Origin of the sequence: Enterococcus termitis, from assembly GCF_001730305.1 — a bacterium.
GTDB lineage: Bacteria > Bacillota > Bacilli > Lactobacillales > Enterococcaceae > Enterococcus_L > Enterococcus_L termitis.
On record NZ_MIJY01000043.1, the window covers coordinates 115,588 to 137,865 of the forward strand.

Here is a 22,278-nt window from a genome sequence, read left to right on the forward strand (position 1 = left end):
ACTAAAGACATTGTCCCGCACCAAAAAAACATACTGTGATAAAATGAGAGTAGAAATATTTGCGTATCTTAACAGAGAAGAGGAGAAAAATGAAAGCAGAAATCATTGCAGTTGGTACAGAATTATTATTAGGACAAGTCGTGAATACGAATGCTACCTTTTTATCAGAAGAGTTGGCTGATTTAGGAATCGAGGTGTATTACCACACCGTTGTAGGAGATAATCCTACACGTTTAGAGCAGTTGTTGAAACAAGCGCAAGAACGGAGTGATTTAATTGTTTTATGCGGGGGCTTAGGTCCCACTGATGATGACTTGACTAAGGATACGGTGGCAGCGCATATTCAGCATTCCTTGGTCCAAGATGAACAGGCATTGGCACAGTTACACAGCTATTTTCGCTTTTCAAAAAATAAAATGACAGAGAATAATCTACGTCAAACGCTGATGATCGAGGGTGGTAGAGCTATTCAAAATCCAGCAGGGCTGGCAGTAGGTACCTTGATTACGGAGAAAGATACAACCTATTTACTGTTGCCAGGACCTCCTAATGAGCTAAAACCAATGTTTAAACAAAATGCCCGGCCTTTATTAGAGGAGCTTTTTCCACAGGCAGAACAATTGCTTTCAAGAGTCCTTAGATTTTATGGTATCGGAGAATCCCAGCTTGTAACGGATTTGAAAGAGTTGATCGATGGTCAGAGTAATCCAACGATAGCCCCTTATGCTAAGCCGAATGAAGTGACCTTGCGATTGACTGCTAATGTGACAAATCATAAAAAAGGCGAGGAATTGTTGGATCAGCTTGAAGCAAAAATCATGGCACAAGTTGGAGAGTATTTCTATGGCTACGGTGATGAGAACAGCTTAGTAGAAGTAACTGTTGAGCGATTAAAGCAAGCAGGAAAAACAATTTCTGCAGCTGAAAGTTTGACTGCCGGGCTTTTCCAAAGTACATTGGGTGATGTACCTGGTGTTTCAGAAGTTTTTAAAGGAGGCTTTGTCACATATTCTGAAAAAACCAAAGAACAGTTTTTAGGGATTGATCCAGCTATATTAGAAGAACATGGAGTTGTCAGTGAAGCCTGTGCTATCGCGATGGCTGAGCGGACAAGAGAGCTAAGTGAGGCTGACATCGCTGTTTCCTTTACAGGTGTAGCAGGACCAGAAGAACTAGAAGGTCAGCCCGCAGGAACTGTCTGGATTGGATTGGCTGAAAAAGGAAAGCCGACGATTGCAGAGCTGCAGCATTTTACACGTGATAGACGCTACATTCGCCGAAGTGCAGTAATGAAAGGCTTGGATATGATCCGCAGAGCTGTGGATCGATCAAAATAAAAAAAGGCGAATGTTTGTTCGTTTTTCTCTTGCTTTTTTTAAATAAACCAGTTATGATATATTTATTGAAAAGGAACTTAAATCGTTTATATATAAGGAGGATTATCGATTGGCAGATGATCGTAAAGTGGCCTTAGATGCCGCACTAAAAAAAATCGAGAAGAACTTTGGTAAAGGTTCAGTAATGAAATTAGGAGAAAAAGTAGACCAACAAATCTCTACAATTCCTAGTGGGTCATTAGCATTAGATGTTGCATTAGGTGTCGGCGGCTATCCTCGTGGACGAATCGTTGAAGTCTATGGACCAGAGAGTTCAGGTAAAACAACCGTAGCGCTTCACGCTATTGCCTCTGTACAGAAGCAGGGCGGAACAGCTGCATTTATCGATGCTGAACATGCACTGGATCCCCAATACGCACAAAAATTAGGTGTCAATATCGATGAGCTATTACTGTCACAACCAGATACTGGTGAACAAGGCTTAGAGATTGCAGATGCTTTAGTTTCCAGTGGAGCTATTGATATTGTTGTTATTGACTCTGTAGCAGCCTTAGTACCGCGTGCGGAGATCGATGGTGAAATGGGTGCCAGTCACGTTGGGTTACAAGCTCGGTTGATGTCACAAGCATTACGTAAGCTTTCAGGTTCAATCAACAAAACAAAAACGATTGCTATTTTCATCAATCAAATCCGTGAAAAAGTCGGAGTAATGTTTGGTAATCCTGAAACAACGCCAGGTGGGCGTGCATTGAAGTTCTACGCGACTGTTCGTTTAGAAGTAAGACGTGCTGAACAACTGAAGCAAGGAACGGATATTGTCGGTAACCGTACAAAAATCAAGGTCGTTAAAAATAAAGTAGCGCCGCCATTCAAAGTTGCTGAAGTAGATATTATGTACGGTCAAGGGATTTCTCAAGAAGGAGAACTTCTTGATATGGCTGTTGAGAAAGATATCGTCGATAAGAGTGGTGCGTGGTATAGTTACAAAGAAGAACGTATTGGTCAAGGTCGTGAAAATGTTAAAGTGTATATGCTTGAACATCCGGAAATGGTTGAAGAAGTATCGAAGCGTGTTCGTGATGCCTACGGTATTGGAGACGGAACTGCGGTTGTTGAAGTAGAAGAAGGCCAAGAAGAGTTACCGCTTGACGAAGAATAAAAAATATAAAAACAAACCAAAGAAGAGCTATAGAGGCTTTTCCTTGGTTTGTTTTTTTCTTTGACCTAAAAACTTCAATCGAACAAGCCGCTTTCAAACAGAAAGGGCTTTTTTAAGTTGACACACTGGTGCACAAACATTAGAATAAAGTTGTGTGTAAATACACGTATGCAAGTAGGCATATTGATAATTGATTATAGTTTATCAGAAAACTACATGAATATTGAAAATTTGAAGATAGTACGGAGGTGGAAACAATGGGTTTAGAAATTCTCCTCGCTATCGTCGGTTTAATTGTCGGTCTGGGTTTAGGGTTAGTCGTTGCAAAATCACGTCATGAAAAGGCTATAGATGGTGCAAAGTCTTCTGCGGCAGGTATTATTGAAAGTGCCAATAAAGAAGCAGAAACTCTGAAAAAAGAAGCTTTATTAGAAGCTAAAGAAGAAAACCAGAAGTATCGGTCAGAAATTGAAAGTGAGTTGAAAGAAAGCAAATTAGAACTGAAATCTCAAGAAAATCGTTTACTACAAAGAGAGCAAAACTTAGATAGAAAAGATGACTCTCTTGAAAAACGTGAAAACTCACTGGAAGAAAAAGAAGATAAGCTTGGTGCTAGACAGCAATTAATTGATGAGCGAGAAAAAGTTGTAGAAGAACTAGTTGAAAAGCAACACCAAGAAATAGAACGCATTGCTTCACTGTCAAAAGATGAAGCAAAAGATATCATCATGAAATCCACAGAAGAAGAACTAAGTCATGAATTGACTGTTATGGTCAAGGAATCAGAACAACGTGCAAAAGAAGAATCAGATCGTAAAGCGAAAAATTTACTTTCACTAGCGATTCAACGATGTGCGGCTGATTCAGTATCTGAAACAACCGTTTCAGTTGTTAGTTTACCAAATGATGAAATGAAAGGTAGAATCATCGGTCGTGAGGGACGTAATATCCGCACATTAGAGACCTTAACAGGGATCGATTTGATTATCGATGATACGCCAGAAGCAGTTGTACTTTCAGGGTTTGACCCAATCAGAAGAGAAATTGCTCGTATGACCTTAGAAAAATTGATTCAAGACGGACGGATTCATCCGGCTCGTATCGAAGAAATGGTCGAAAAGTCTCGTAAAGAAATGGATGAGCGCATTCGTGAATATGGAGAGCAAGCGGCCTTTGAAGTTGGCGCACATACTCTTCATCCAGATTTGATCAAAATTTTAGGACGTTTACGTTTCCGTACAAGTTATGGTCAAAATGTATTGAATCACTCAATTGAAGTTGCGAAACTAACAGGTGTATTAGCTGCTGAATTAGGTGAAGATGTTCAGTTAGCGAAGCGTGCAGGTTTACTTCATGATATCGGTAAAGCATTGGATCATGAGATTGAAGGATCACACGTGGAAATCGGTGCAGAGTTAGCGGCTAAGTACAAAGAAAATTCAACAGTTGTTAACGCCATCGCTTCTCACCATGGTGATGTGGAAGCAACATCCGTGATTTCTGTCTTAGTTGCAGCAGCAGATGCTTTGTCAGCTGCTAGACCTGGGGCGCGTAGCGAGTCTATGGAAAATTACATTCGCCGTTTAGAAAACTTAGAGAATATCTCTAATGGGTTCGAAGGTGTTGAATCTAGTTTTGCAGTTCAAGCTGGTCGTGAAGTACGTGTCATGGTTAAACCAGATGAAATTACAGATTTAGAAGCTGTACGTTTGGTGCGGGATATTCGTAAGAAGATTGAAGACGATCTGGATTATCCAGGCCATATCAAGGTAACAGTTATTCGTGAAACGCGTGCAGTAGATTACGCAAAATAATTTAGTCAAGTATAAGAAACAGTTCATGCTCACAAGCAGACTGTTTCTTTTTTTGTTTCAAAAAAATGAGAAAAAATTCAGAATATTTTTACTAAACCTGTCGCAGTGTTTTAATTGCTATAAGCCTATAACTTTGTTATATTCGGTATAGAATTTTATTAAAACTGGGGGTTTTTTAGTATGAAATTAAAGAAAAGTGCTTTTCTGGGCTTGATTGCGTTATCAAGTATTGCGTTAGCTGCCTGTGGTGGAGGTTCGAAAGATGCTGGCGGTGGTACAAGTGGAGAGGAAAAAGTATTTCGCTTAGTGGAAAGACAAGAAATGCCTAGTGCGGATCCTTCTTTAGCGACTGATGAAGTAAGTTTTGTAGCGCTGAATAATGTTTATGAAGGGATTTACCGTTTAGATAAAGATAGCAAACCTCAACCAGCCGGAGCAGCTGAAAAAGCAGAGGTCAGTGAAGACGGATTAACATACAAAATCAAATTAAGAGAAGATGCAAAATGGACAGATGATAAGCCCGTAACCGCAGCAGACTATGTTTATGGCTGGCAAAGAACGGTTGATCCAGCGACTGGATCAGAATATGCGTACATGTTTAATTCAGTAAAAAATGCTGAACAAATTTCTAAAGGTGACATGAAAAAAGAAGAGCTTGGAATCAAGGCTGTTGGAGATTATGAATTAGAAATCACGCTGGCAAAAGCTACGCCTTATTTCGACTATTTATTGGCTTTCCCATCCTTCTTACCTCAACGACAAGACATTGTTGAAAAATATGGCAAAGATTATACAACTGACAGTGATAAAGCTGTGTACAATGGTCCATTTACTTTGACTGATTTCGATGGTCCTGGTACAGATACAAACTGGTCTTATACTAAAAATGACACCTATTGGGATAAAGACACTGTTAAACTAGATAAAGTAACAATCGATGTTGTAAAAGAAGCGCCAACGTCATTGAACTTATTCCAAGACGGACAATCAGATGATGTGCCATTATCTGGTGAATTAGCACAACAAATGAAAAGTGATCCAAACTATATTATCTTAAAAGGTGCATCAACCTTCTATCTTGAACCAAATCAAATTGAAGAAGATTCACCATATCGCAATGCCAACTTACGTAAAGCTCTATCTTACGCGATCGATCGCAAAGCGTTAGTGGATCAAATCTTGGCAAACGGCTCGACAGTTCCAATGGGATTAGTACCAGAAGGTTTAGCTGCTAATCCGAAAACAGATGAAGATTTTGCTAAAGAATCTGGAGACGAAATCGTTTATGACGTTGACAAAGCAAAAGAATCATGGGAAAAAGCGAAACAAGAATTAGGAATCTCTACATTATCTGTTGATTTGTTGATTGACGATACGGACAATGCGAAGAAAATGGCTGAGTACTTACAAGGCTCATTATCTGAAACACTTGACGGATTAAAAGTATCTGTTAGTCCAGTACCGTTCTCTGTACGTTTAGATCGTTCAAATAAAGGAGATTTCCAAATCGCTGTAAGTGCTTGGGGTGCCGATTATGCTGATCCAAGCAGCTTCTTAGATTTATTCGTCACTGGCAATGCATACAACAGAGGTCATTATACAAACCCTGAGTATGATAAACTAGTAGAAAATGCAGCAACAACAAATGCTAATAATCCTGAAGCTCGCTGGCAAGATATGCTGGATGCAGAAAAGATTATTATGGATGACATGGGTGTTGTGCCGTTGTATCAAAAAGCGGAAGCGCGCCTACGTTCGGATAAAATCAAAGACGTCGTATATCATTCAACTGGTGCTAAATACGATTTCAAATGGACATATATTGAAGAATAATTTATTTAAAAAGGATGAGACCAGCAAGAAATTGTTGGTCTCATCCTTTTTTTTAGCAGCTATTACAAACGAGAGAAATCATACCTGAATGATAAGATCAAAGACAACATATCGAATAAAAAACAAGCTATATTTATTAATTTTTATGTAAAAAAATAAAAATAATATATTTTTTTGATAAATATCTTTTATTATGGAAAAAGTGCAATTTAGGATAAGGAGATGGAATATGAAGAAGATAGTTGTTTGTTTTTTTATTTTGATAGTGGCGTTTTTCTTTTCACCATTAACTAGTGAAGCTGCGACACAAATAAATTTTTATGATATTGTTACACTTACGTCTCAAGAACAAGCAGAAATTATTAAAGAGAAGCCGACCTTAAGCAATCAGTACGCACAATATAATCTTGTGTATCAAAAAGTTACTGAAGAAACTCAACCAAGTTCTAGCGAAAATTCGATAAAACCAGCTGTAGTAACTAAACAAGGAACACCGACTAAACCAACTAGACAGTCCAATCTGCCAAAAGCAGGGGAAAGTAGTCATTTGATGTGGGTCTTATATGGTAGCGGTTTTATTGCTGTTAGTCTATTTATTTTATATAAACATAAAAAATATTCAAAATTGCTACTGATCATTATCGTTCCGACCGCAATCGGTCCATCAACAGTAACTGCCTTGGCAAACGGAGAAGCGTTGATTCCAGCAGAAAGTCTCTCGTTGTCTGAAGGAGAAGTAAAAATGATTGAACCAAACGCTATCGATGGATATGTTTACGTAGGTTATTATCCGACCGCAGAAATACTTCCGCCGAATACTGAATCAAAAGTAAATGTAATATATGTAGATGAAAATAAAAAAGAACTCCATGCTCCGCAAACCATTAGTGGAAAAATTGGCGAAGCCTATGATGCTTCAACAGAAGCATATAAACTATCGATTTCCGGTTATAAACTAAATGAAGCGAATTTACCAGCCAATGCTGTGGGTGTTTTTAAAGAACAAGAACAAACTATTGTTTATGAATACCAAAAAGAAACAACACAACAAGGGAAAGTAACTGTGCGTTATTTGAATAGTAGTGGCGAAGAAATTCAGGCTTCAGAGCAATTAAATGGTGAACTAGGAGAAAGCTTTCAAGTGACAGCAAAAGATATTCCTGGTTTCTTATTTGAACAAGCATCTGGCGCATTGGATGGTGTATTTACGTCGGAGGAGCTTGTGATCAATTTATATTACACAGATGAAGTAACGATCAATATTCATTATATCGATAAATGGACGAAGCAGCCGCTGACATTAACGTCAATCACTACCTATGCGGAGTATCTAAGACCAGAGATTAATGACATTGATGATTACTATTTTACCAGTACCTATAATGGACAAACGTATGCTCAAGGTGTTACAGTCCCATCAGATCAATTAACAGTTAAAGTTGGAACAAACTATACACTACCAAAAGAAATCAGATTTTTGATAACCAAGCCGACAGGAGAAACAATGAATACACTTGATTTCCCTAATCCAATCGAAGAATTAGGCTGGACCATAGCAATCGACAGTTATTCAAACTTCTTGTTTTTCTCTGAAAAGCCAGAGTATATTCCTGTTAATTATACGGGAGTTGCTGATCAAATATCAATTGACGTTACGTATGAAGTGACGTATATCCCAACAGTAATTCCTGAACCGTAAAATAAAATGAAAGCTAAAAAGGCACTGCGAATTTTTTCGCAATGCCTTTTTTGATTTTGAAAAGTCAAAAACGAGCTGATCCAAAAAGAAAAATACCAGAAAAACTGCGTAATAGTTCACCATAATGAGAGGTGTGCTTGGGAATGGAAGGAAGCGTTGTAGTAGTCGGTTCTACTGTAATCAGTTGGGACGGAACGCCGTTCTTTTTTTTTCGATAAACAAATACTACTTCTTGTGTGTCCTCTGAAAATTGCCCTTCATACACGTTGGAGCTATTGACTAACTCCCAGTGCTGTTCTTCTTCTCCCTTAGCATAATAAATAATCAGTGTGGGTTGAACAACTAAAACGAAGCTTAGCAGAATGATCAAAAAATATAATTTAAAAGAGTGTATTTTTTTCATTTTCTATCTCCCTCAATTCGATGACTATATCTGCAAATTTTGCCCAGTCAGATGGAGTCGGCGGTTGTTTCCAAACAATTTGTTGACAAGTTGCTTTTTGTAGTCGGTAATCGGATAAAACGATTTGTGTTTCATTGTTGAACTTTTTCTGCACAGCAATATTTAAATCACGGAAACGTTGTAAGCTTCGACAAATGTATTCTGTATAAGCCAAACCATGAGAAAAGTCGATATAGATATTGATAGGTCTTCCAAGTTGTACCGGCTCTAATAAAGAGAGGACGGTAAACATTATGTCATAATAAAGCTTAGCTTGATCATTTTTAGATAACTCTAAAGATAAAAGGAATGGATCTTTACGAACAAAGCGTAAAATCAATTTATGTAAGGAAGAATATACCTCAGCAAAATAACTATAGGCAGCTGTATCGACAAAAGTTGTATAGCTCTGTCTAAAAATAGATAAACTAAGTAGCTTTTTTAAGAATGAATCATACAATGCTTCTTTTTGGCTATCCTTGACTAAGAATTGTTTAGATAATTGGGTCAATAGTGCTTGTGCAGCTATTTTGGTTTGCGTGAATAACTCTTTGTTGAAATTAAGTTCGATCTTAAGCATCTCTGATACAAATAAAAATGTCAGCAAATAATTGGTTTCTTTGAATGGTCTATCAGAAAGGTCGGTCACTGAAGTGAGTGTTTGTTCGATCATGGTTAGCTGTCGCTTGTATAGTTGTTGTGCCTGATCACTAACAGAGCAAAGATTTTCCTTTATGGCATGGTGATTTTTGATTCTAATGCGGACGATATGGATAAACAAAGATAATTTCTTTTTCTGAAAAAAAGTTAAATCTAAACCAAAATAAGACACTAGAAGCTGGGAGAGCTGTTTGACTTCCTCGGTATTTTCTCTAGAAAAGGGATATTTTTCACCGAAATAGAAGTAAGAGACGATATCAAAAATAATCGAACGAACGTGCATTTCTGGTCCAATCAATTTGTTTTTTTGAATGAGAAGCTTCTCTTGTTTTAAACAGTTTAACACTTTATTTCTTATCAGATAAAGCGTTGTTTTAGCGATATGCTGTTCTTCCTGGAATTTCTTTAGCGTTTTTTCTTCCACTAATACTTCGATAAAAAAACGAAATCTTAATGATCGTTTTGCATAAGTGTGCTGGACTTTTTGGATCATGTCATTAGAAATAGCCTGATAGGTCAGCTCATCATAAAGTTCGTTGGAAATGGCTAATTCTGGGCAGTCATGATTTAGTTCTGTTAAGTATTTCTCTAATAAAAATTTGGATAGGCCTGTTAGTTCTATCAATCTTTTTTGAGTTAGGTATTGATCATTATATGACTGTAGTGTCATCAGAACAGTTAATCTTTCACGATCTTCGTCATCTAAAAAATCTAAGTAGTTCATTTGTTTTCTCCTAATATGTAGTTGCGGTGATCTTGATGATGGTTCAGTTGCTTTTTTTTGAGCCAGACTGGATTGAAGCATTTTCTCCGAGAATCGGTTGCTTCAACAATCATTTTTATTGACGTAAAACACAATGAGGTGCGAAGCGTGTCAGGACCTCACTGGTTTTTACGCATAAATGATCCTGTCTCTTTTTTTATTTTATTCCGCGGTTCTTCTTTGCTTTTACTGTATAAACTTCTCCGATCTTTCCAGTTAAAGTCTGTGGTTTAGCTATTTCATTGCCTTTTTCATCTACAATTTTGACAGTTACAGAACCAAAAGCGTCTGTGTCCTGTGCTTTTTGAGGTGGATTCTTAGTAGAAACAGTTTTTGGTTCGCTAAAACCTGCTCGTGTATCTGGCAATAAGCGTTCTTCAGCGAGAGTATCAGGTAGTCGATTCAAAACAGTTGTCTGTTCAGGAATTATCTGATTGATCATATGCCTCTCGCCAACACTCATAAGTCCTCTTGATGTAGAGGGCTCTGGCAATACATAGGAACTCGAAGTTTCAGTATAAGGTTCAATGACGGAAGGAGTGGCTGCTTGCTCAGCTTTCTTATAGATAAAGCGAACTGTTTGTGGCTGTTTGGTAAAAACTCCTTGAGTATTACCCAATTGTTGGATTAGTTGCCAATCAGTGATTTGTTTAGGTTTTGCTTGGTAAGGTGTTCCTAATCGTCCGCTTAATGTATCAGGCTCTGCCAGTGTCCGATTCTCTTCATCAGTATATACGACCATTACGTCGGCTCCTAATGCTTTGTCGTAAATAAATGTTAGCTCCTGTGGGGTTTCTGTAAATAGTCCGGCAGTTGTTGCAGGGCTAGAGACTAAAAGCCAATCAGTGAATGTTTTTGCTGCTGCGGTAAACGATTCGCCTACCTGTCCAGTTAAAACAAGCGGCTCGATGATGTCATGTCCAGTGGTATCCCGAAAATGGACAGACACAGGAGCACCAGGTACAGGATCTTCAACGATCGTAAAATCTTGAAGATATGTTCCGGATGAAATCGAATAAAAGCCAAAGTGTGCAGGCGTTGCATAGCTTCCAGCAGGATTGTTTATTCGAGCATTATAGTGCATGCTAGTCCAGCTAGCAAACTCATCAGTAGAAACATTTAAAACAGTGATGCCTTGATCCGTGATCTGCAGGCGATTTTCCGGTAACTGTACACCGTTGAATTCAAGGACTGTTTCATTTGCAGACGATGATGTAGAAAAAGGCGGCAAGTAACCATCAAAATTAGTTAGGCGATGCGGCATCAATTCAAAAGGAACAAAGACCGTTTCCTGTTCAGTATCGTATGCTAATGTCGAGCGTGTGATGGTCGCACTTGGCTCCATACGCCCGATATTTTGTCCAAATGCAGCTAGATCGTTGAGGACAGGAAAATCATTTATTACGGTAAAATCAGTGACACCGCAAAATTGAATCGATATCGATCGTAATTTTGGTAAAACTTTCAACGGTTCAATAGTTGTGATCCCCATATTTGAATCCAGATAAAGACGTTGGAGTTCAGAAAGCTGTGTCAGCTTTGGCAAAACATCGTTTGTCAACTGTGTAGCGCTTGCAGAAATATAGGTGATTCCAGTACTTTTTTTCAAGTCAGGGAAATTTGCAGACGTTAAATTTTGCCCGCGTAAACGAACATAGACAAGCGATGATAATTGCTCCAAAGGTCTAAAGTCAGTTACGTTATTCGCCTCCACTCTGATGTCGGTCAAATTCACTGCATACTCTAATCCAGCTAAGCTATTGATTTGTGCGGACGTCAATTCCAGAGTCGTCAGCATTGCCAAATCTTGTTTGGTCAGCTCGCTTGTTAATGGTTTTCCCAGCTTGTTTAAAATGGTTTCCTTTAAAATATTGTCAGGAACAAGCGCTTGTTTTAAAGCTGGCTGCGTCAAATCAGAAGTGAGAGTGCTGGCTTGAAATGAAGACGTGCTTTCTGAGGAAGTAGACGTAGTTTGTTCAGCAACAGACAGATCTTCTGTAGTTAAATCAATGGCAGTAACTTCAGTTGGATCATTTTCAAAAATGTAGAGACAAAGACACAGTACGGAAGGGAAAAGTACTTTTTTTAAATGGTTCACTGTTAGAACACCTCAAATTAATAGAATAATATGATATAAAAAACAAAAAAATACGATGTATAAAAAAGAAAATATGTATTACTTATCTTAGTTGGTTCGATTTTTCACATGTAAAAAATAGTGTTAAAAAAAGAAATCCATTAATAATAATACACTTTTTAAGTAGAAGCTTCTATACTAATCGGAAGTTTTTTTCTTTGTTTTTTATAAAGTTCAAAAAAATCTCGGAATTTTATAAAAAAGAGGAAAAAAGATGAATAGTCATCATTGTTTTTTAGGTAGATTTGAAAGAATATTAGTTAAGTGAAATTCAAATAAATATCATTTATTTTTAGGAGATAAATGAAGATATTTGATTTTCAAAGAGAAAATAAAATAGGAGAAGAACGATGAGGGTAGGGATATTAGACACTGAAAAAAGGATCAGTGAAAAATTCATTGCTTGTCAAACAACCACACACTTCCTCGAAAGTAAAGAAATCCTTGAGGAAAATGACTTGAAAGATGTAGATGCACTACTTATTTGCAAAAATCAACAGTTTGGTTTAAGAGAAATTTGTGAATGGGTCATTCGAATTAAATCACATGAAGCATTACCGATCTGGGTAGCGACAAATGAGAGACAGTTGGAAGAAAAAAGTATTTATCTACAATTAGGTGTTTGCGGCATATTTGAAAAAGATTATACAGTAGAAGAAATCGATCTGTCTATTAGTAACAATTTAAAAGCGATGAGCGTGCATACACAGATACAAGAAAAGACATATCAGGGAGCTACTTTTAAGCTGGATCCGTTAAGGCTGAGTTTATCCGTTGGAAAAAATAATGTGCCTTTAACGAAGTTAGAATATTGCTTGTTGGAAATTCTTTATGAAAATAAAGAAGAAGTTTGTACATATGAGATGCTCGCTAAAACATTGCTGGGAGAAGAAGTCAACCAAGATGTTAATCAAGCACAAAGTAGAGTAGCGAATATTGTATGTAAGGTACGAGCTAAAATTGCTCAAGTGAATCGTGGAGAACTTGAAATGATCAAAACCATTCGCTCGAGAGGATACATGTTAACTTTGTCTGCATGAAGCAAGTATTCAATCATGGAGAGGGGGTGAGAAATGTAGTCCAAAGAGGAATTAGAAAAGATAAATTACCTTTTAAAATAAGCAGCTGTCAATTGGAAAAAGGGGATCATTGGCAAAAGTCATTCAAGATAGAGCATCTTCATAAGTACAAAATAAGAAGTTTGTTCAACTGAAACAGAGGGGAGGCAACGATGAAAAAATTGATTTGGTCTAGTATTTGTATGTTGTTCTTATTCGTTCCATTTTTTGGAACAATTGCACAAGCCTCTGGAAAGACACAATCCGATATCACTTTTACACAAGGGGAACAACCTAAGAATCCAATCATTGATAAAGTTATCAGTGGGGATAAACAAGGAATACTGCCACACACCGGAGAGCAGCTAAGCGTATATTTATTAATTATTGGGATTTGTCTTTTAAGTTTTATCTACTTAAAAAATAAAAATACACGAAAGAAGGAACAAGAATGAAAAACAAAATAATAACAAGTTTACTATTGAGCGGGTTGGTTTTAAGCTATTCAGCGACAGAAGTCCATGCGGATGATACCGCTAAAACGAAAGCTGAGACAGAATTTACGGCGGGTGATCGTCCTGATCCATCAAAACCAGAAGAAGGACCAAAAGATCCTAGTCCGCTTGATCCGGATCCAGATCCGGAAGATCCATCAAAACCTAAGCCTCTGCCAGAAGCGAACAATGTTTATGTAACACATTTACCAGATATCTCATTTGGTTCAAATAAAACGAATTTGAAAACAACAGAATATGAAGCATTAACAGAAAAACGGACAAAAAATCAAGGCGCAGAAACATTTTATATGCCGCATTCTGTTCAAGTAGCAGACTTATCTGGTAATAGCGCAACAACATGGAAACTTAGCGTACAACAAGATGATGTTTTCAAAACAAAAGACAGTACACCGCAAAAACTGACTAATTCACGGATCCGAATTTATGGCAACACGTTGACAAGCACGGCCTATGCGGCTAGCGACTTAGCGGATAAAGTAGCTGGTGTTGCTTTAGATAAATCAGATGAGTTCGGGGCCTTTTCAACAATTCCAGTTGCTAGTGACAGCCAAGATGAGCTTGTTGTTTTAGAAAATAAAACAGAAGGCTTTACTTTGAACTCGTATACTTCTTCCATTTTTGCTAATAGCTATCTTGAAGAGAACTATGATGCGACGAAAACACCAAACGCAGAACGATATGAAGGCGTGAAACTGAATGTACCAGCAAGTGATCAATCACAAGCAAAAGCATATTCAGCTGATTTAACATGGACATTGACAGTAGAACCATAAAAAGCAACGGTGATTTATTTTCGAGCAATATAGAAAAATCAAAAGAGAAGGAGCAAAAAAAATGAAAAAAAATAAAATTTTAGGATTAAGTTTACTCGCTGTGGGAGCGTTGGGTTTCTCGACATCCGCTTTTGCTGAATCAGCTGCTGTACAAACAGACGGAAAAGCATCGTTTGTTCCACAATCAGGAAATATCAATACGATCAAGCCTGGTACAGATGAAAAGATCGATATCGTTGATGGGAATAACGAACGTGTGACAGTAGAAAATATCCAATTGATGCATGTTCCAGATTTTGATTTTGGTAATAATGAAACAAGTGTTGATACTAAAAATTATGATGCTATTTACGAGCATTATCAAAAATCTGGTGACACTACTAAATATGCGATTCCTCACTTTGTGCAGGTTGGCGACGTTTCAGGGGTTCAAGGAACTGCTTGGGCAGTAACAGTGGAACAGGATTCACTTTTCAAGGAAAACGGCGGGCATTCTTTAAAAGCATCTAGAATCAATATTTACAATCAAGCATTGACGAACAACGTTCAAACGAGCAATGTTGCCGATGTGGTAACAGGTTTGACGATCCCAAGTGATTCATCCGTTCAGGTTCCGGTAAAAGGCGTTGATTCAACTGGAAGTATCGCTGTTTTAACTTCAAAAGCTGGTAAAACTGATGGAACAACTACGAATGGAACGATCAGTTCTGTCGTCTTCCAAAAAGATTATGATGAGTCAAATTATGGGAAAACTGATTCGCCAGCATTAACTGACAAAAATGCAGATGTGAAACTAAATGTTCCGCAAAGTGATGGGGTACAGGCGAAGACTTATGGCGCTAAATTAAATTGGACATTAACAGTAGGCCCATAAAAGTTTAGGGTTTGATTGAGGTCGGACGTTAATCGCCATATCTAAACTGTTTTAAACTTGATTAAACGGCGGAAAAAAACAATGGCTTGGTTATATCAACTGTTTTTTTCCGATCTCGATTTTGTTAGAAAGGATAAAGTTATGAGAGTACACAAACAACCAACTCACTTGAAATGGCAAGTGTTGTCTTTTTTGAGCCTGATTCTTTTATTGTCATTTTCCCCCGCCTATGGAGAAGAGATTCCAATCTCGGTTAAAGCGATTTTGCCAGACAATCAAATAGCAAAAGATGCAGGTTATTATGATTTAAAGGTCAAACCAGGAGAGAAGCAAGAACTTTCTTTTCAATTGTATAACCAAGGGGATCAAGATGCTACAGTTAATATCGATATCAATCCTGCGTATACAGGAGACGGGGGATCATTTGTTTATACAGAAGACGATACGAATAAAGATTCATCCTTGAAATATCCGTTATCCAGCATTGCAACATCTGAGCAGACAGTCAGCATTCCAGCAAAAGGAACCACGGTGACGAAGGTCCAGCTTGAAATTCCTGACGAACCCTTTGAAGGGCTGATTCTGGGAGCTATTCGGGTCACGAGCGCAGATGCGAAAGCAAAGGAAACGGAGGAGACAAAAAAAGGGTTTAATATCTCGAATAATTTTGCCTATTCAGTTGCGATTCAGCTAAGAGAATCCGACGATTTGCCTAAATCTGAGCTAGCGATCAAGAAAGTTTTTGCTTCTCAAATTGCTGGACGTAATACAGTAAAGATCAATCTACAAAATCCAACCGCAACAATCATCGATAATGTTTCTTACGAAGCAACTGTCACTAAAAAAGGAGACAGTACACCACTACATGAAACCAAAGTAAAAGGCTATCGAGTTGCACCGAATACAAATTATAATATCCCGATCAGCTGGGAAAATCAGCCATTTACTGCGGGAACATATATCGCTAAAGTAAAAGCAAAATCAGAAGATACTGAACAAGAATGGACATTTGATCAAGAATTTGTGATCAGCGCCAAAGAAGCCAAAGAGCTGAATGAGCAAGCTGTGGATCTTGAAAAGGATTATCTAATGTATGTTCTGATCGGTGCTGCAGTGTTTATTTTAGTAGTGATTATTCTGATTATCGTCTTGATCATTCTATCTAAGAAAAAGAAAAAAAGAAAAGAAGCGGCAAGACGCGCACGGCAAAAAAAGCGAAAAAAAGGAAAAGAACATGACAAACGACCAACCAACGACAAACGCAAATCACGACCAGCCAATCGACCAACCTCTACAACTTCAAGAGGAACTAAACGAAAATAGGCAGCGTCCATTGTCCTTTTACATCGTCTTAGGTATATTGATCATCGTTTTGCTTATTGGAGGGATTGCCGGTTATTTCTGTTATCCTTTCGCCCAAAAAATTGAGGGCAATTGGCTGTCAGCGGATGAAACGATGGAATTGAAAAGCCGCGGAAAAACGTGGGAATTGGCATTGCCTAACTACCAACAGACAATAGGATTGACACTGGTTTATGCGGGAACCTGGAAAGCAGCTGGCGTCAACACGTACGACGGAACACAAGTAAAACTATTCGTTAGAGTAAATAAGAAGGATTTTTCAAAAGAAGAAATCGCCGCACTGAAAAAAAAATCTGAACTATATACTCTCTCTGAACAGACGGATCAAGAGCTTACGCTTCAATATACAAAAAAAGGGATTCAACAAATTCAGTCAGTTTCTAACGTAGATACAGTCGTACATATGACGTTGGAAAACATTCATTGGAACAAAAAAAAGGAAAAACTATATTTAAACAATAGCTATTTTTCCAATGAACGGATTGAATTCAAGCATGAAAAATAAACATGGGTTGTTGTTAATTATCGGAAAAAATGAGAGGAGTGAACCATTGAAATAACCATTATTTCAATACTTAATATGAAAAATAAAAAGTATATTCTCTCTTTGATGATTTTAGGCGTTAGCCTAGTGATAGGATTTATTTTAGTTACTTCGTTGAGTGCTAAAAATAAACTTCAAGCGCAAGAAATAAAAGCAACAAGAGCAATTACAGATAACATTTTTCAAAGTGTCAAAATCATTGTTCCAGTAGAAAAAAACAGAGTATTGGAGCAAGAAGACTATCTCAAAAACAACTCAGAAGTGAAAGTAACCATGAACTTCAAGTTTACCAATAAAGATTATAAGGTTGGAGACACGTTTGAAACAACACTACCAGAAGGATTCACCTATACTACGGTTATTGAGGGGAACTTAAGTGATACGGCCGCGTATCGTATTGATCCTGCTACTCGAAAAGTAACCTTAACAATGATAAAAGATGTTCAGTCTGCAGAATATAATCTAGATTTAACGACAAGAATCAATTTTGATGCTTCATTAAATTCAAAACAACAAATGCCATTTGAGACTAAAACACCCATAACGTATATTTTACACTTATATGTTGATGATTCTACTAAGTATGTATATGGAAAAACCTTTGATACAGAGGACAACCAAGTCAGTTTGATGCCGAACTGGGGTGGAGAATTTGACAAAATGAACATCAATTATAAGCATATTGATCTATCTAAGAACAACCTCCAAGTAGAATGGTCAAAAAAAATGATACCAAGTTATTGGACGGACGGCTATGTTACTTCTACACATGATCTTAGCTCTTATAAGTATTATACGTATGAAACAACGATCAACGGTGATCCTATAGGCGAAAAGAAGGAACTGAAACTCGGTACGGATTTTACTGTTGTCCCACTTTCGGATAGTACGGCGCGACTTAAATTTAAAGAGCGATTTCATGAGGCGTTAGAGGTATCAGAAGGGAAAATGAGCTTCGATTATTCAGACTTTAATCCTATTTCAAATGGGAGAACAGGTTCTATATCCTCGCCAATTTCTTTTTGGATCTATTCCGGTGAAACAACGACCGACTTTCTTTCACTAGGTAGATTCTATCTAAGCTTTCGCGTAGTTGAGCTAGGTTATTTAGGGTTAGGAACAATTACTATCGATACGAATGTCAAAGATAATGAACCCATCGTCAAAACACCTATTTATATCAATGGAACAAATCAACAGTTGAAAAAAGGAGACACCTTCACCTTAACAAACGAAGGGGATCCTGCATTAGTAGCGATCGATACAAATTTGGCGCAAGAATATAAAGTATCGTTCAATGCAAACGGGTCAGTTGTTGAAGGGACTAAAAATACGATCAGTAATTGGAAGATCACTAGTGGTGCGTATGGAGAAGTAACATTAACGTATTTAGGAGAAGATACGACTGACGCTTTCGGGTTAGATCTTTACATTGGGATAGACGGAACCGTTACGGCCCCCTATAATAAACGTTTCATCCTTTCGGGTAATGGCTATCAAACAAGTGGCGCAACCACATTTAAAGGACAAGACAATAATGTGAAATCAGGTACTTTCAGTGAAGACAATAATGTTATCACTTGGACAGCCACGTTAAATGCTCTTTACCAAAAAGTGGTCAAAGTTACCGATAATTTTGGAGAGGGTGTGAAAGCTGGCACCTTAAAAAATCTGAAAGTCACTAGTGTAGCATTCGGTAGAAATGGTGCAAAAAAAGAATTAGTTGAAGGGACAGACTATGAACTGATTAAGACGTCAGATACTTTTGAACTTAAATTTTTAAAAGAGACCAAAGAAAAACTGACGATTTCTTATGAAACAGGCGTTGATCTGGCAACTGTTGACACAAAATATTCACGTGCAACGAATACGATCACCCCTACATTATCTTTTATCTCTTCCGTAGAAAAGGATTTTCCAACTACAGGCTATGCATATGTACCAAGTTATCTCATTACAAATTCACCATTTATGTTAAGTAAAAATAGCTCAAGCTCAACGACTGAGCTTGTAAATGGACAGCCTGTAAATCAAATAAAATTGCTGATAAATCCTGGTAGTGCAGAAATTAATAATAACGAGATTATCATTAATCATAAAAGTTTAGACGTTACTGTTTTAAAACAAGCATTTACAGTGAATACAGTTAAACAATTTTCATCGACTGAATACAGTAAGCTATTGCCGGGAGAAGAGATTACATCAACTAGTGAAGATTACCCAGACATAACGATAGAAGACAATCAAATTCGGGTGAAAAATAAAAAAATGAAGCGGCCGATTATGGTCAGTTTCACGTTTGGTAAAAACAACTATTATAATGTTGTAGGCGATGTAGTGAAGATTAGTCAAACTAGTGACAATTTTCAAGCAGTCAATCCAACAGCGTGGGTCTATTTCAATAATCGACTCCCAGCCAGCTTTACCTTAGCCACGAGTCAAACATACGCAAATATTGCAGAAGGTACCTTGAAAATCGAAAAAAATAATGGCTCAGCTCTGATCAAAGGAACGGAAATCGACCTTGCCACAATTACACCAGCAAATGATTCTAAAGAGTTGGCTAGTTTAAGAGAAGTCACTGATAGAGATGGAAATCCACTGCCGAAATCAGTAATTTCTATGGTGGGAGGCGGCTATTCTGCTTGGAAACTCATGATCAATGATGACCAATTAAAAAATGGCTTGATCGTAAAATTAACGTGGAATTTTAATACAAGCGGTACTAAAAACTATTCTGGGGGCAGTGCTACGCATCCTTATATTAACTACAATAATTCAAACAGTAAACAAGGCTATATGTCGAATGCATGGTCAGGAAAATTTGATATCGATAATTCTGGAGCCGGTGGTGGTGGAAATCTGATTTTAAAAGATATGACCATAACAATGGTTGATTCGGTAACCAATAAGCCCGTTTCAGGAGCAACCTATGAAGTACTTGATAAAGAGGGAAAACTGAAAGATACAGTCACTGCAAATGCCAACGGACAAATTATTTTAAAAGAGTATGTTGTTACCGACTATCTACTAAAAGAAATCAAAGCGCCAGATGGCTATTTACCAAATGATGACTATAGTGATCCGGGCAAGGTTATTTCCTTATCTGCAACAGAAGAAAATAAATTGACCATTCCTTACGTTAAAAAAGGACAGATCATCGTTCATTTTACTTACCAAGATGGGACAGACATTGAAACTGTCGAACCAATTACAGTTGCCGCTGGAAATGGTACAACTATCAATCTTAAGGAACAAAAAGAAGTAAAAGAGCAATTAGCAAAAATGAATGATGAAAGTGCGGATTACCGTTTTATAACTTTTGATCAAGGAAAAATAGAAGGAACCGAAGAAGCGGCAATCATTCCTTATGACAGTGGCACTGTCTATTACAAATATGAAGGACTGCTTGCACTAACCGTTCCCAAGCTACTAACGTTTGAAACGGGATTTGTCTCTCCTTTTGAACAAGTTCTTTCCTATGATAATGCGGACGATTTTGAAGTAGCGCTAAGAGATAATCGACAAATTACACCTAGTGCTGCAACAAATACTGGAAAAATCAGAGGAAATATTCGTTTAAATGCATTTCTATCAAAAGAATTTACAACCACTGGAAACAAAGTGTTGAAAGATGCGCGGTTGATTTACCAGAACGGTACAGATAGTGTTATTTTGAACGGTACTGGCGGCGAGCTAGTGAACAACAAACAGAATGCTGACGACAAAGCTAAAAAGAACTTCAATTTTATTTTAGATACGGTTGAAAATGAAAGCCAAGGTTTCAAACTGGAAGTTCCTGCCAAAGGAACGTTGGCTGATGAATATACTGGAGAAGTGACATGGGAGATCATTCAAGAACCATAAATCAACTTCCACCGTTTATTCGAATTCTAAGTGACTGTGGTGTAACTCTATGAGTTACACCACAGTCACTTGTTTTTTTATAATTAAAATGTAGTCTAATGATTCACTGGTAGGGAGTAGAAAGAACAAGACTTGTTCGATCATTTTATTCGTCTTAAAGTTTTAAATAAATATCATTTGACGTGTAATATATTTTAATGTAACATAATAATATATCAAAAAGGAGGAATTTGTTATGAAAATGAAGAAAATTTTGTTTAAAGGGGTAGGGTTGACATTACTAGTATTTTTAAGTGCTATTGTATCAACTACTTCAGCATTTGCTGATAAACAACAGATTCATGAACGTACGCCATTACTCTATCTAGAAGGAGTAGAGGTAGTTGTTGATAACGATATCATTGAAATCGAAGACGGTGGCTACCAGAACGGTGTAGCGCCTCGCTGGGGATATCAATGGAGGTGTAAAACGAGAGGCTGTGGTTATAAAAGTGCTTGGCATGCTATGTATAGCTCGGCATCTAAATATGCATTAGCTCATCATCAAAAGTATGGTCATACAGTAACAGTATTTGGTGTTTAAGATGAAGAAAAAGACGAAAATAATAGTAGCAATTATTATGGTAGTGATTATTATAGTTGGTTTCTCAGTATATCAATATGAGAAAATCAACAAACCAATTAAAGAGGAATATAGAGACTATATCATCAATGTATCTGAAACCGAAGAATAAAATATCTTGGTTGTTGAGGAGGAACAGGAGTGTTTGTTTCTGCTTCCACCGTTTATTTGGATTCTAGGTGACTGGGTTGTAACTCATAGAGTTATGTCCCAGTCATTTTGCTGTTCATTTATCAAACTAACAAATAATTAGATTAAAATAGCATTTTCTGTGGAAGAGTAATAAAGAAATGAATGAAAAGAATTTCTTGAAGAGTGGGAAAAGGATCCAGCTAATTCAAAAAAGTTTAGAAGCAATAATAACTACTGTCTTCTAAACCATATTTAACAAATAATCTATCTAATCACCGTAAACAAAGAAACTACTAACGGAAACTATATGGTTTACCTATATCCGAAAACCTAGCTTTGCTTTATAGTAGGAAAAGTAAAAGTTGAACAACTGATGCTTGCTAAATTATCTAAATAAGTAACCTCCATTGAGCAGTTATGCCTTGTCAAACCCATGATATTTTGTGGTTTTTCTCCAGTAATTTAAGAGAAAATATCACCAACTTCTCTATTTAGAGAACGAGCAATGTTAAAGGCTAAAGAATCAGAAGGTTTGTATCTTCCTTTTTCAATGCTTTGGATAGTTTGGATCGAAACACTGACTTTATCAGCAAGCTCTTCTTGAGTGAAACCATGGATCATTCGGAATTCTTGTAAATTATTTTGTTTCTTCTTATTTTTTCTCATAAAATCTCCTTCTGTGTA

General features: G+C 37.3%; 18 protein-coding genes. 14 read left to right on the forward strand and 4 right to left on the reverse strand.

Annotation, left to right across the window (positions count from 1 at the left end; translation table 11 throughout):
- Positions 1 to 89 precede the first annotated feature (89 nt).
- The 5 genes from BCR25_RS14670 to BCR25_RS14690 all read left to right on the forward strand — a co-directional run bounded on the left by BCR25_RS14670 (position 90) and on the right by BCR25_RS14690 (position 7,842).
- Positions 90 to 1,337, forward strand: coding sequence for a competence/damage-inducible protein A (locus BCR25_RS14670; RefSeq protein ID WP_069664337.1), 1,248 nt, complete (start codon positions 90 to 92; stop codon positions 1,335 to 1,337).
- Between the two features lie 109 nt (positions 1,338 to 1,446).
- On the forward strand, positions 1,447 to 2,496 hold the full coding sequence (gene recA / locus BCR25_RS14675) for a recombinase RecA (protein ID WP_069664338.1): 1,050 nt from the start codon (positions 1,447 to 1,449) through the stop codon (positions 2,494 to 2,496).
- A 257-nt stretch (positions 2,497 to 2,753) separates the two neighbouring features.
- Entirely contained in the window at positions 2,754 to 4,310 is a 1,557-nt protein-coding gene (rny, locus tag BCR25_RS14680; protein WP_069664339.1) for a ribonuclease Y, read from the forward strand.
- 180 nt (positions 4,311 to 4,490) lie between these two features.
- Positions 4,491 to 6,143: a peptide ABC transporter substrate-binding protein gene (locus BCR25_RS14685; protein WP_069664340.1), complete on the forward strand. Its 1,653-nt coding sequence runs from the start codon at positions 4,491 to 4,493 to the stop codon at positions 6,141 to 6,143.
- Between the two features lie 229 nt (positions 6,144 to 6,372).
- The gene (locus tag BCR25_RS14690; protein ID WP_069664341.1) at positions 6,373 to 7,842 is read left to right on the forward strand and encodes a MucBP domain-containing protein; all 1,470 of its coding nucleotides are present in this window, start codon (positions 6,373 to 6,375) and stop codon (positions 7,840 to 7,842) included.
- 64 nt (positions 7,843 to 7,906) lie between these two features.
- Here BCR25_RS14690 and BCR25_RS14695 read toward each other — a convergent pair whose 3' ends face one another.
- The 3 genes from BCR25_RS14695 to BCR25_RS14705 form a co-directional block, all read right to left on the reverse strand.
- Positions 7,907 to 8,245 carry a MucBP domain-containing protein gene (locus BCR25_RS14695; protein WP_069664342.1) on the reverse strand — a complete coding sequence of 113 codons (339 nt, stop codon included), beginning with the start codon at positions 8,243 to 8,245 and terminating at the stop codon, positions 7,907 to 7,909.
- Positions 8,223 to 9,668, reverse strand: coding sequence for a helix-turn-helix domain-containing protein (locus BCR25_RS14700; protein WP_069664343.1), 1,446 nt, complete (start codon positions 9,666 to 9,668; stop codon positions 8,223 to 8,225). The genes BCR25_RS14695 and BCR25_RS14700 overlap by 23 nt, the downstream gene beginning before the upstream one ends.
- A gap of 196 nt (positions 9,669 to 9,864) precedes the next feature.
- Positions 9,865 to 11,805 carry a MucBP domain-containing protein gene (locus tag BCR25_RS14705; protein WP_069664344.1) on the reverse strand — a complete coding sequence of 647 codons (1,941 nt, stop codon included), beginning with the start codon at positions 11,803 to 11,805 and terminating at the stop codon, positions 9,865 to 9,867.
- Positions 11,806 to 12,194: 389 nt separating this feature from the next.
- Between BCR25_RS14705 and BCR25_RS14710 the strand changes: the two genes are divergently transcribed.
- From BCR25_RS14710 to BCR25_RS20460, 9 genes are all read left to right on the forward strand, one after another.
- A complete protein-coding gene (locus BCR25_RS14710; protein ID WP_069664345.1) occupies positions 12,195 to 12,884 on the forward strand; it encodes a winged helix-turn-helix domain-containing protein in 690 nt (229 codons plus the stop codon).
- 191 nt (positions 12,885 to 13,075) lie between these two features.
- Positions 13,076 to 13,357, forward strand: coding sequence for an LPXTG cell wall anchor domain-containing protein (locus BCR25_RS14715; RefSeq protein ID WP_069664346.1), 282 nt, complete (start codon positions 13,076 to 13,078; stop codon positions 13,355 to 13,357).
- Positions 13,354 to 14,193: a WxL domain-containing protein gene (locus BCR25_RS14720; RefSeq protein WP_069664347.1), complete on the forward strand. Its 840-nt coding sequence runs from the start codon at positions 13,354 to 13,356 to the stop codon at positions 14,191 to 14,193. The genes BCR25_RS14715 and BCR25_RS14720 overlap by 4 nt, the downstream gene beginning before the upstream one ends.
- Before the next feature lie 61 nt (positions 14,194 to 14,254).
- Complete coding sequence (locus BCR25_RS14725; RefSeq protein WP_069664348.1) at positions 14,255 to 15,067, forward strand: WxL domain-containing protein; 813 nt, start codon at positions 14,255 to 14,257, stop codon at positions 15,065 to 15,067.
- A 141-nt stretch (positions 15,068 to 15,208) separates the two neighbouring features.
- Positions 15,209 to 16,390, forward strand: a complete 1,182-nt coding sequence (locus BCR25_RS14730; protein ID WP_069664490.1) for a WxLIP family cell surface protein — start codon at positions 15,209 to 15,211, stop codon at positions 16,388 to 16,390.
- Positions 16,302 to 16,934 (forward strand): hypothetical protein, encoded by a 633-nt coding sequence (locus tag BCR25_RS14735; RefSeq protein WP_139124599.1) that lies wholly within the window; start codon positions 16,302 to 16,304, stop codon positions 16,932 to 16,934. Before BCR25_RS14730 ends, BCR25_RS14735 begins: the two co-directional genes overlap by 89 nt.
- Positions 16,935 to 17,060: 126 nt before the next feature.
- Positions 17,061 to 20,840: a SpaA isopeptide-forming pilin-related protein gene (locus BCR25_RS14740; RefSeq protein ID WP_069664349.1), complete on the forward strand. Its 3,780-nt coding sequence runs from the start codon at positions 17,061 to 17,063 to the stop codon at positions 20,838 to 20,840.
- Positions 20,841 to 21,075: 235 nt separating this feature from the next.
- Positions 21,076 to 21,423 carry a hypothetical protein gene (locus tag BCR25_RS14745; protein ID WP_069664350.1) on the forward strand — a complete coding sequence of 116 codons (348 nt, stop codon included), beginning with the start codon at positions 21,076 to 21,078 and terminating at the stop codon, positions 21,421 to 21,423.
- Position 21,424: 1 nt separating this feature from the next.
- Positions 21,425 to 21,574: a hypothetical protein gene (locus BCR25_RS20460; RefSeq protein ID WP_169819027.1), complete on the forward strand. Its 150-nt coding sequence runs from the start codon at positions 21,425 to 21,427 to the stop codon at positions 21,572 to 21,574.
- Positions 21,575 to 22,056: 482 nt separating this feature from the next.
- On the opposite strand, the gene BCR25_RS14750 is transcribed toward BCR25_RS20460, so the two are convergent.
- Positions 22,057 to 22,260 carry a helix-turn-helix transcriptional regulator gene (locus BCR25_RS14750; protein ID WP_069664351.1) on the reverse strand — a complete coding sequence of 68 codons (204 nt, stop codon included), beginning with the start codon at positions 22,258 to 22,260 and terminating at the stop codon, positions 22,057 to 22,059.
- Positions 22,261 to 22,278: the final 18 nt, after the last annotated feature.

Excerpts from the sequence above, each read along its gene's own strand:
- BCR25_RS14725 (WP_069664348.1), top strand. The coding sequence starts at position 14,255 with ATGAAAAAAAATAAAATTTTAGGATTAAGTTTACTCGCTGTGGGAGCG.
- BCR25_RS14700 (WP_069664343.1), bottom strand. The coding sequence starts at position 9,668 with ATGAACTACTTAGATTTTTTAGATGACGAAGATCGTGAAAGATTAACT.
- BCR25_RS20460 (WP_169819027.1), top strand. The coding sequence starts at position 21,425 with ATGAAGAAAAAGACGAAAATAATAGTAGCAATTATTATGGTAGTGATT.
- BCR25_RS14750 (WP_069664351.1), bottom strand. The coding sequence starts at position 22,260 with ATGAGAAAAAATAAGAAGAAACAAAATAATTTACAAGAATTCCGAATG.
- BCR25_RS14735 (WP_139124599.1), top strand. The coding sequence starts at position 16,302 with ATGACAAACGACCAACCAACGACAAACGCAAATCACGACCAGCCAATC.
- BCR25_RS14690 (WP_069664341.1), top strand. The coding sequence starts at position 6,373 with ATGAAGAAGATAGTTGTTTGTTTTTTTATTTTGATAGTGGCGTTTTTC.
- BCR25_RS14730 (WP_069664490.1), top strand. The coding sequence starts at position 15,209 with ATGAGAGTACACAAACAACCAACTCACTTGAAATGGCAAGTGTTGTCT.
- BCR25_RS14695 (WP_069664342.1), bottom strand. The coding sequence starts at position 8,245 with ATGAAAAAAATACACTCTTTTAAATTATATTTTTTGATCATTCTGCTA.
- BCR25_RS14745 (WP_069664350.1), top strand. The coding sequence starts at position 21,076 with ATGAAAATGAAGAAAATTTTGTTTAAAGGGGTAGGGTTGACATTACTA.
- BCR25_RS14685 (WP_069664340.1), top strand. The coding sequence starts at position 4,491 with ATGAAATTAAAGAAAAGTGCTTTTCTGGGCTTGATTGCGTTATCAAGT.
- rny (WP_069664339.1), top strand. The coding sequence starts at position 2,754 with ATGGGTTTAGAAATTCTCCTCGCTATCGTCGGTTTAATTGTCGGTCTG.
- BCR25_RS14720 (WP_069664347.1), top strand. The coding sequence starts at position 13,354 with ATGAAAAACAAAATAATAACAAGTTTACTATTGAGCGGGTTGGTTTTA.
- BCR25_RS14715 (WP_069664346.1), top strand. The coding sequence starts at position 13,076 with ATGAAAAAATTGATTTGGTCTAGTATTTGTATGTTGTTCTTATTCGTT.
- BCR25_RS14670 (WP_069664337.1), top strand. The coding sequence starts at position 90 with ATGAAAGCAGAAATCATTGCAGTTGGTACAGAATTATTATTAGGACAA.
- BCR25_RS14710 (WP_069664345.1), top strand. The coding sequence starts at position 12,195 with ATGAGGGTAGGGATATTAGACACTGAAAAAAGGATCAGTGAAAAATTC.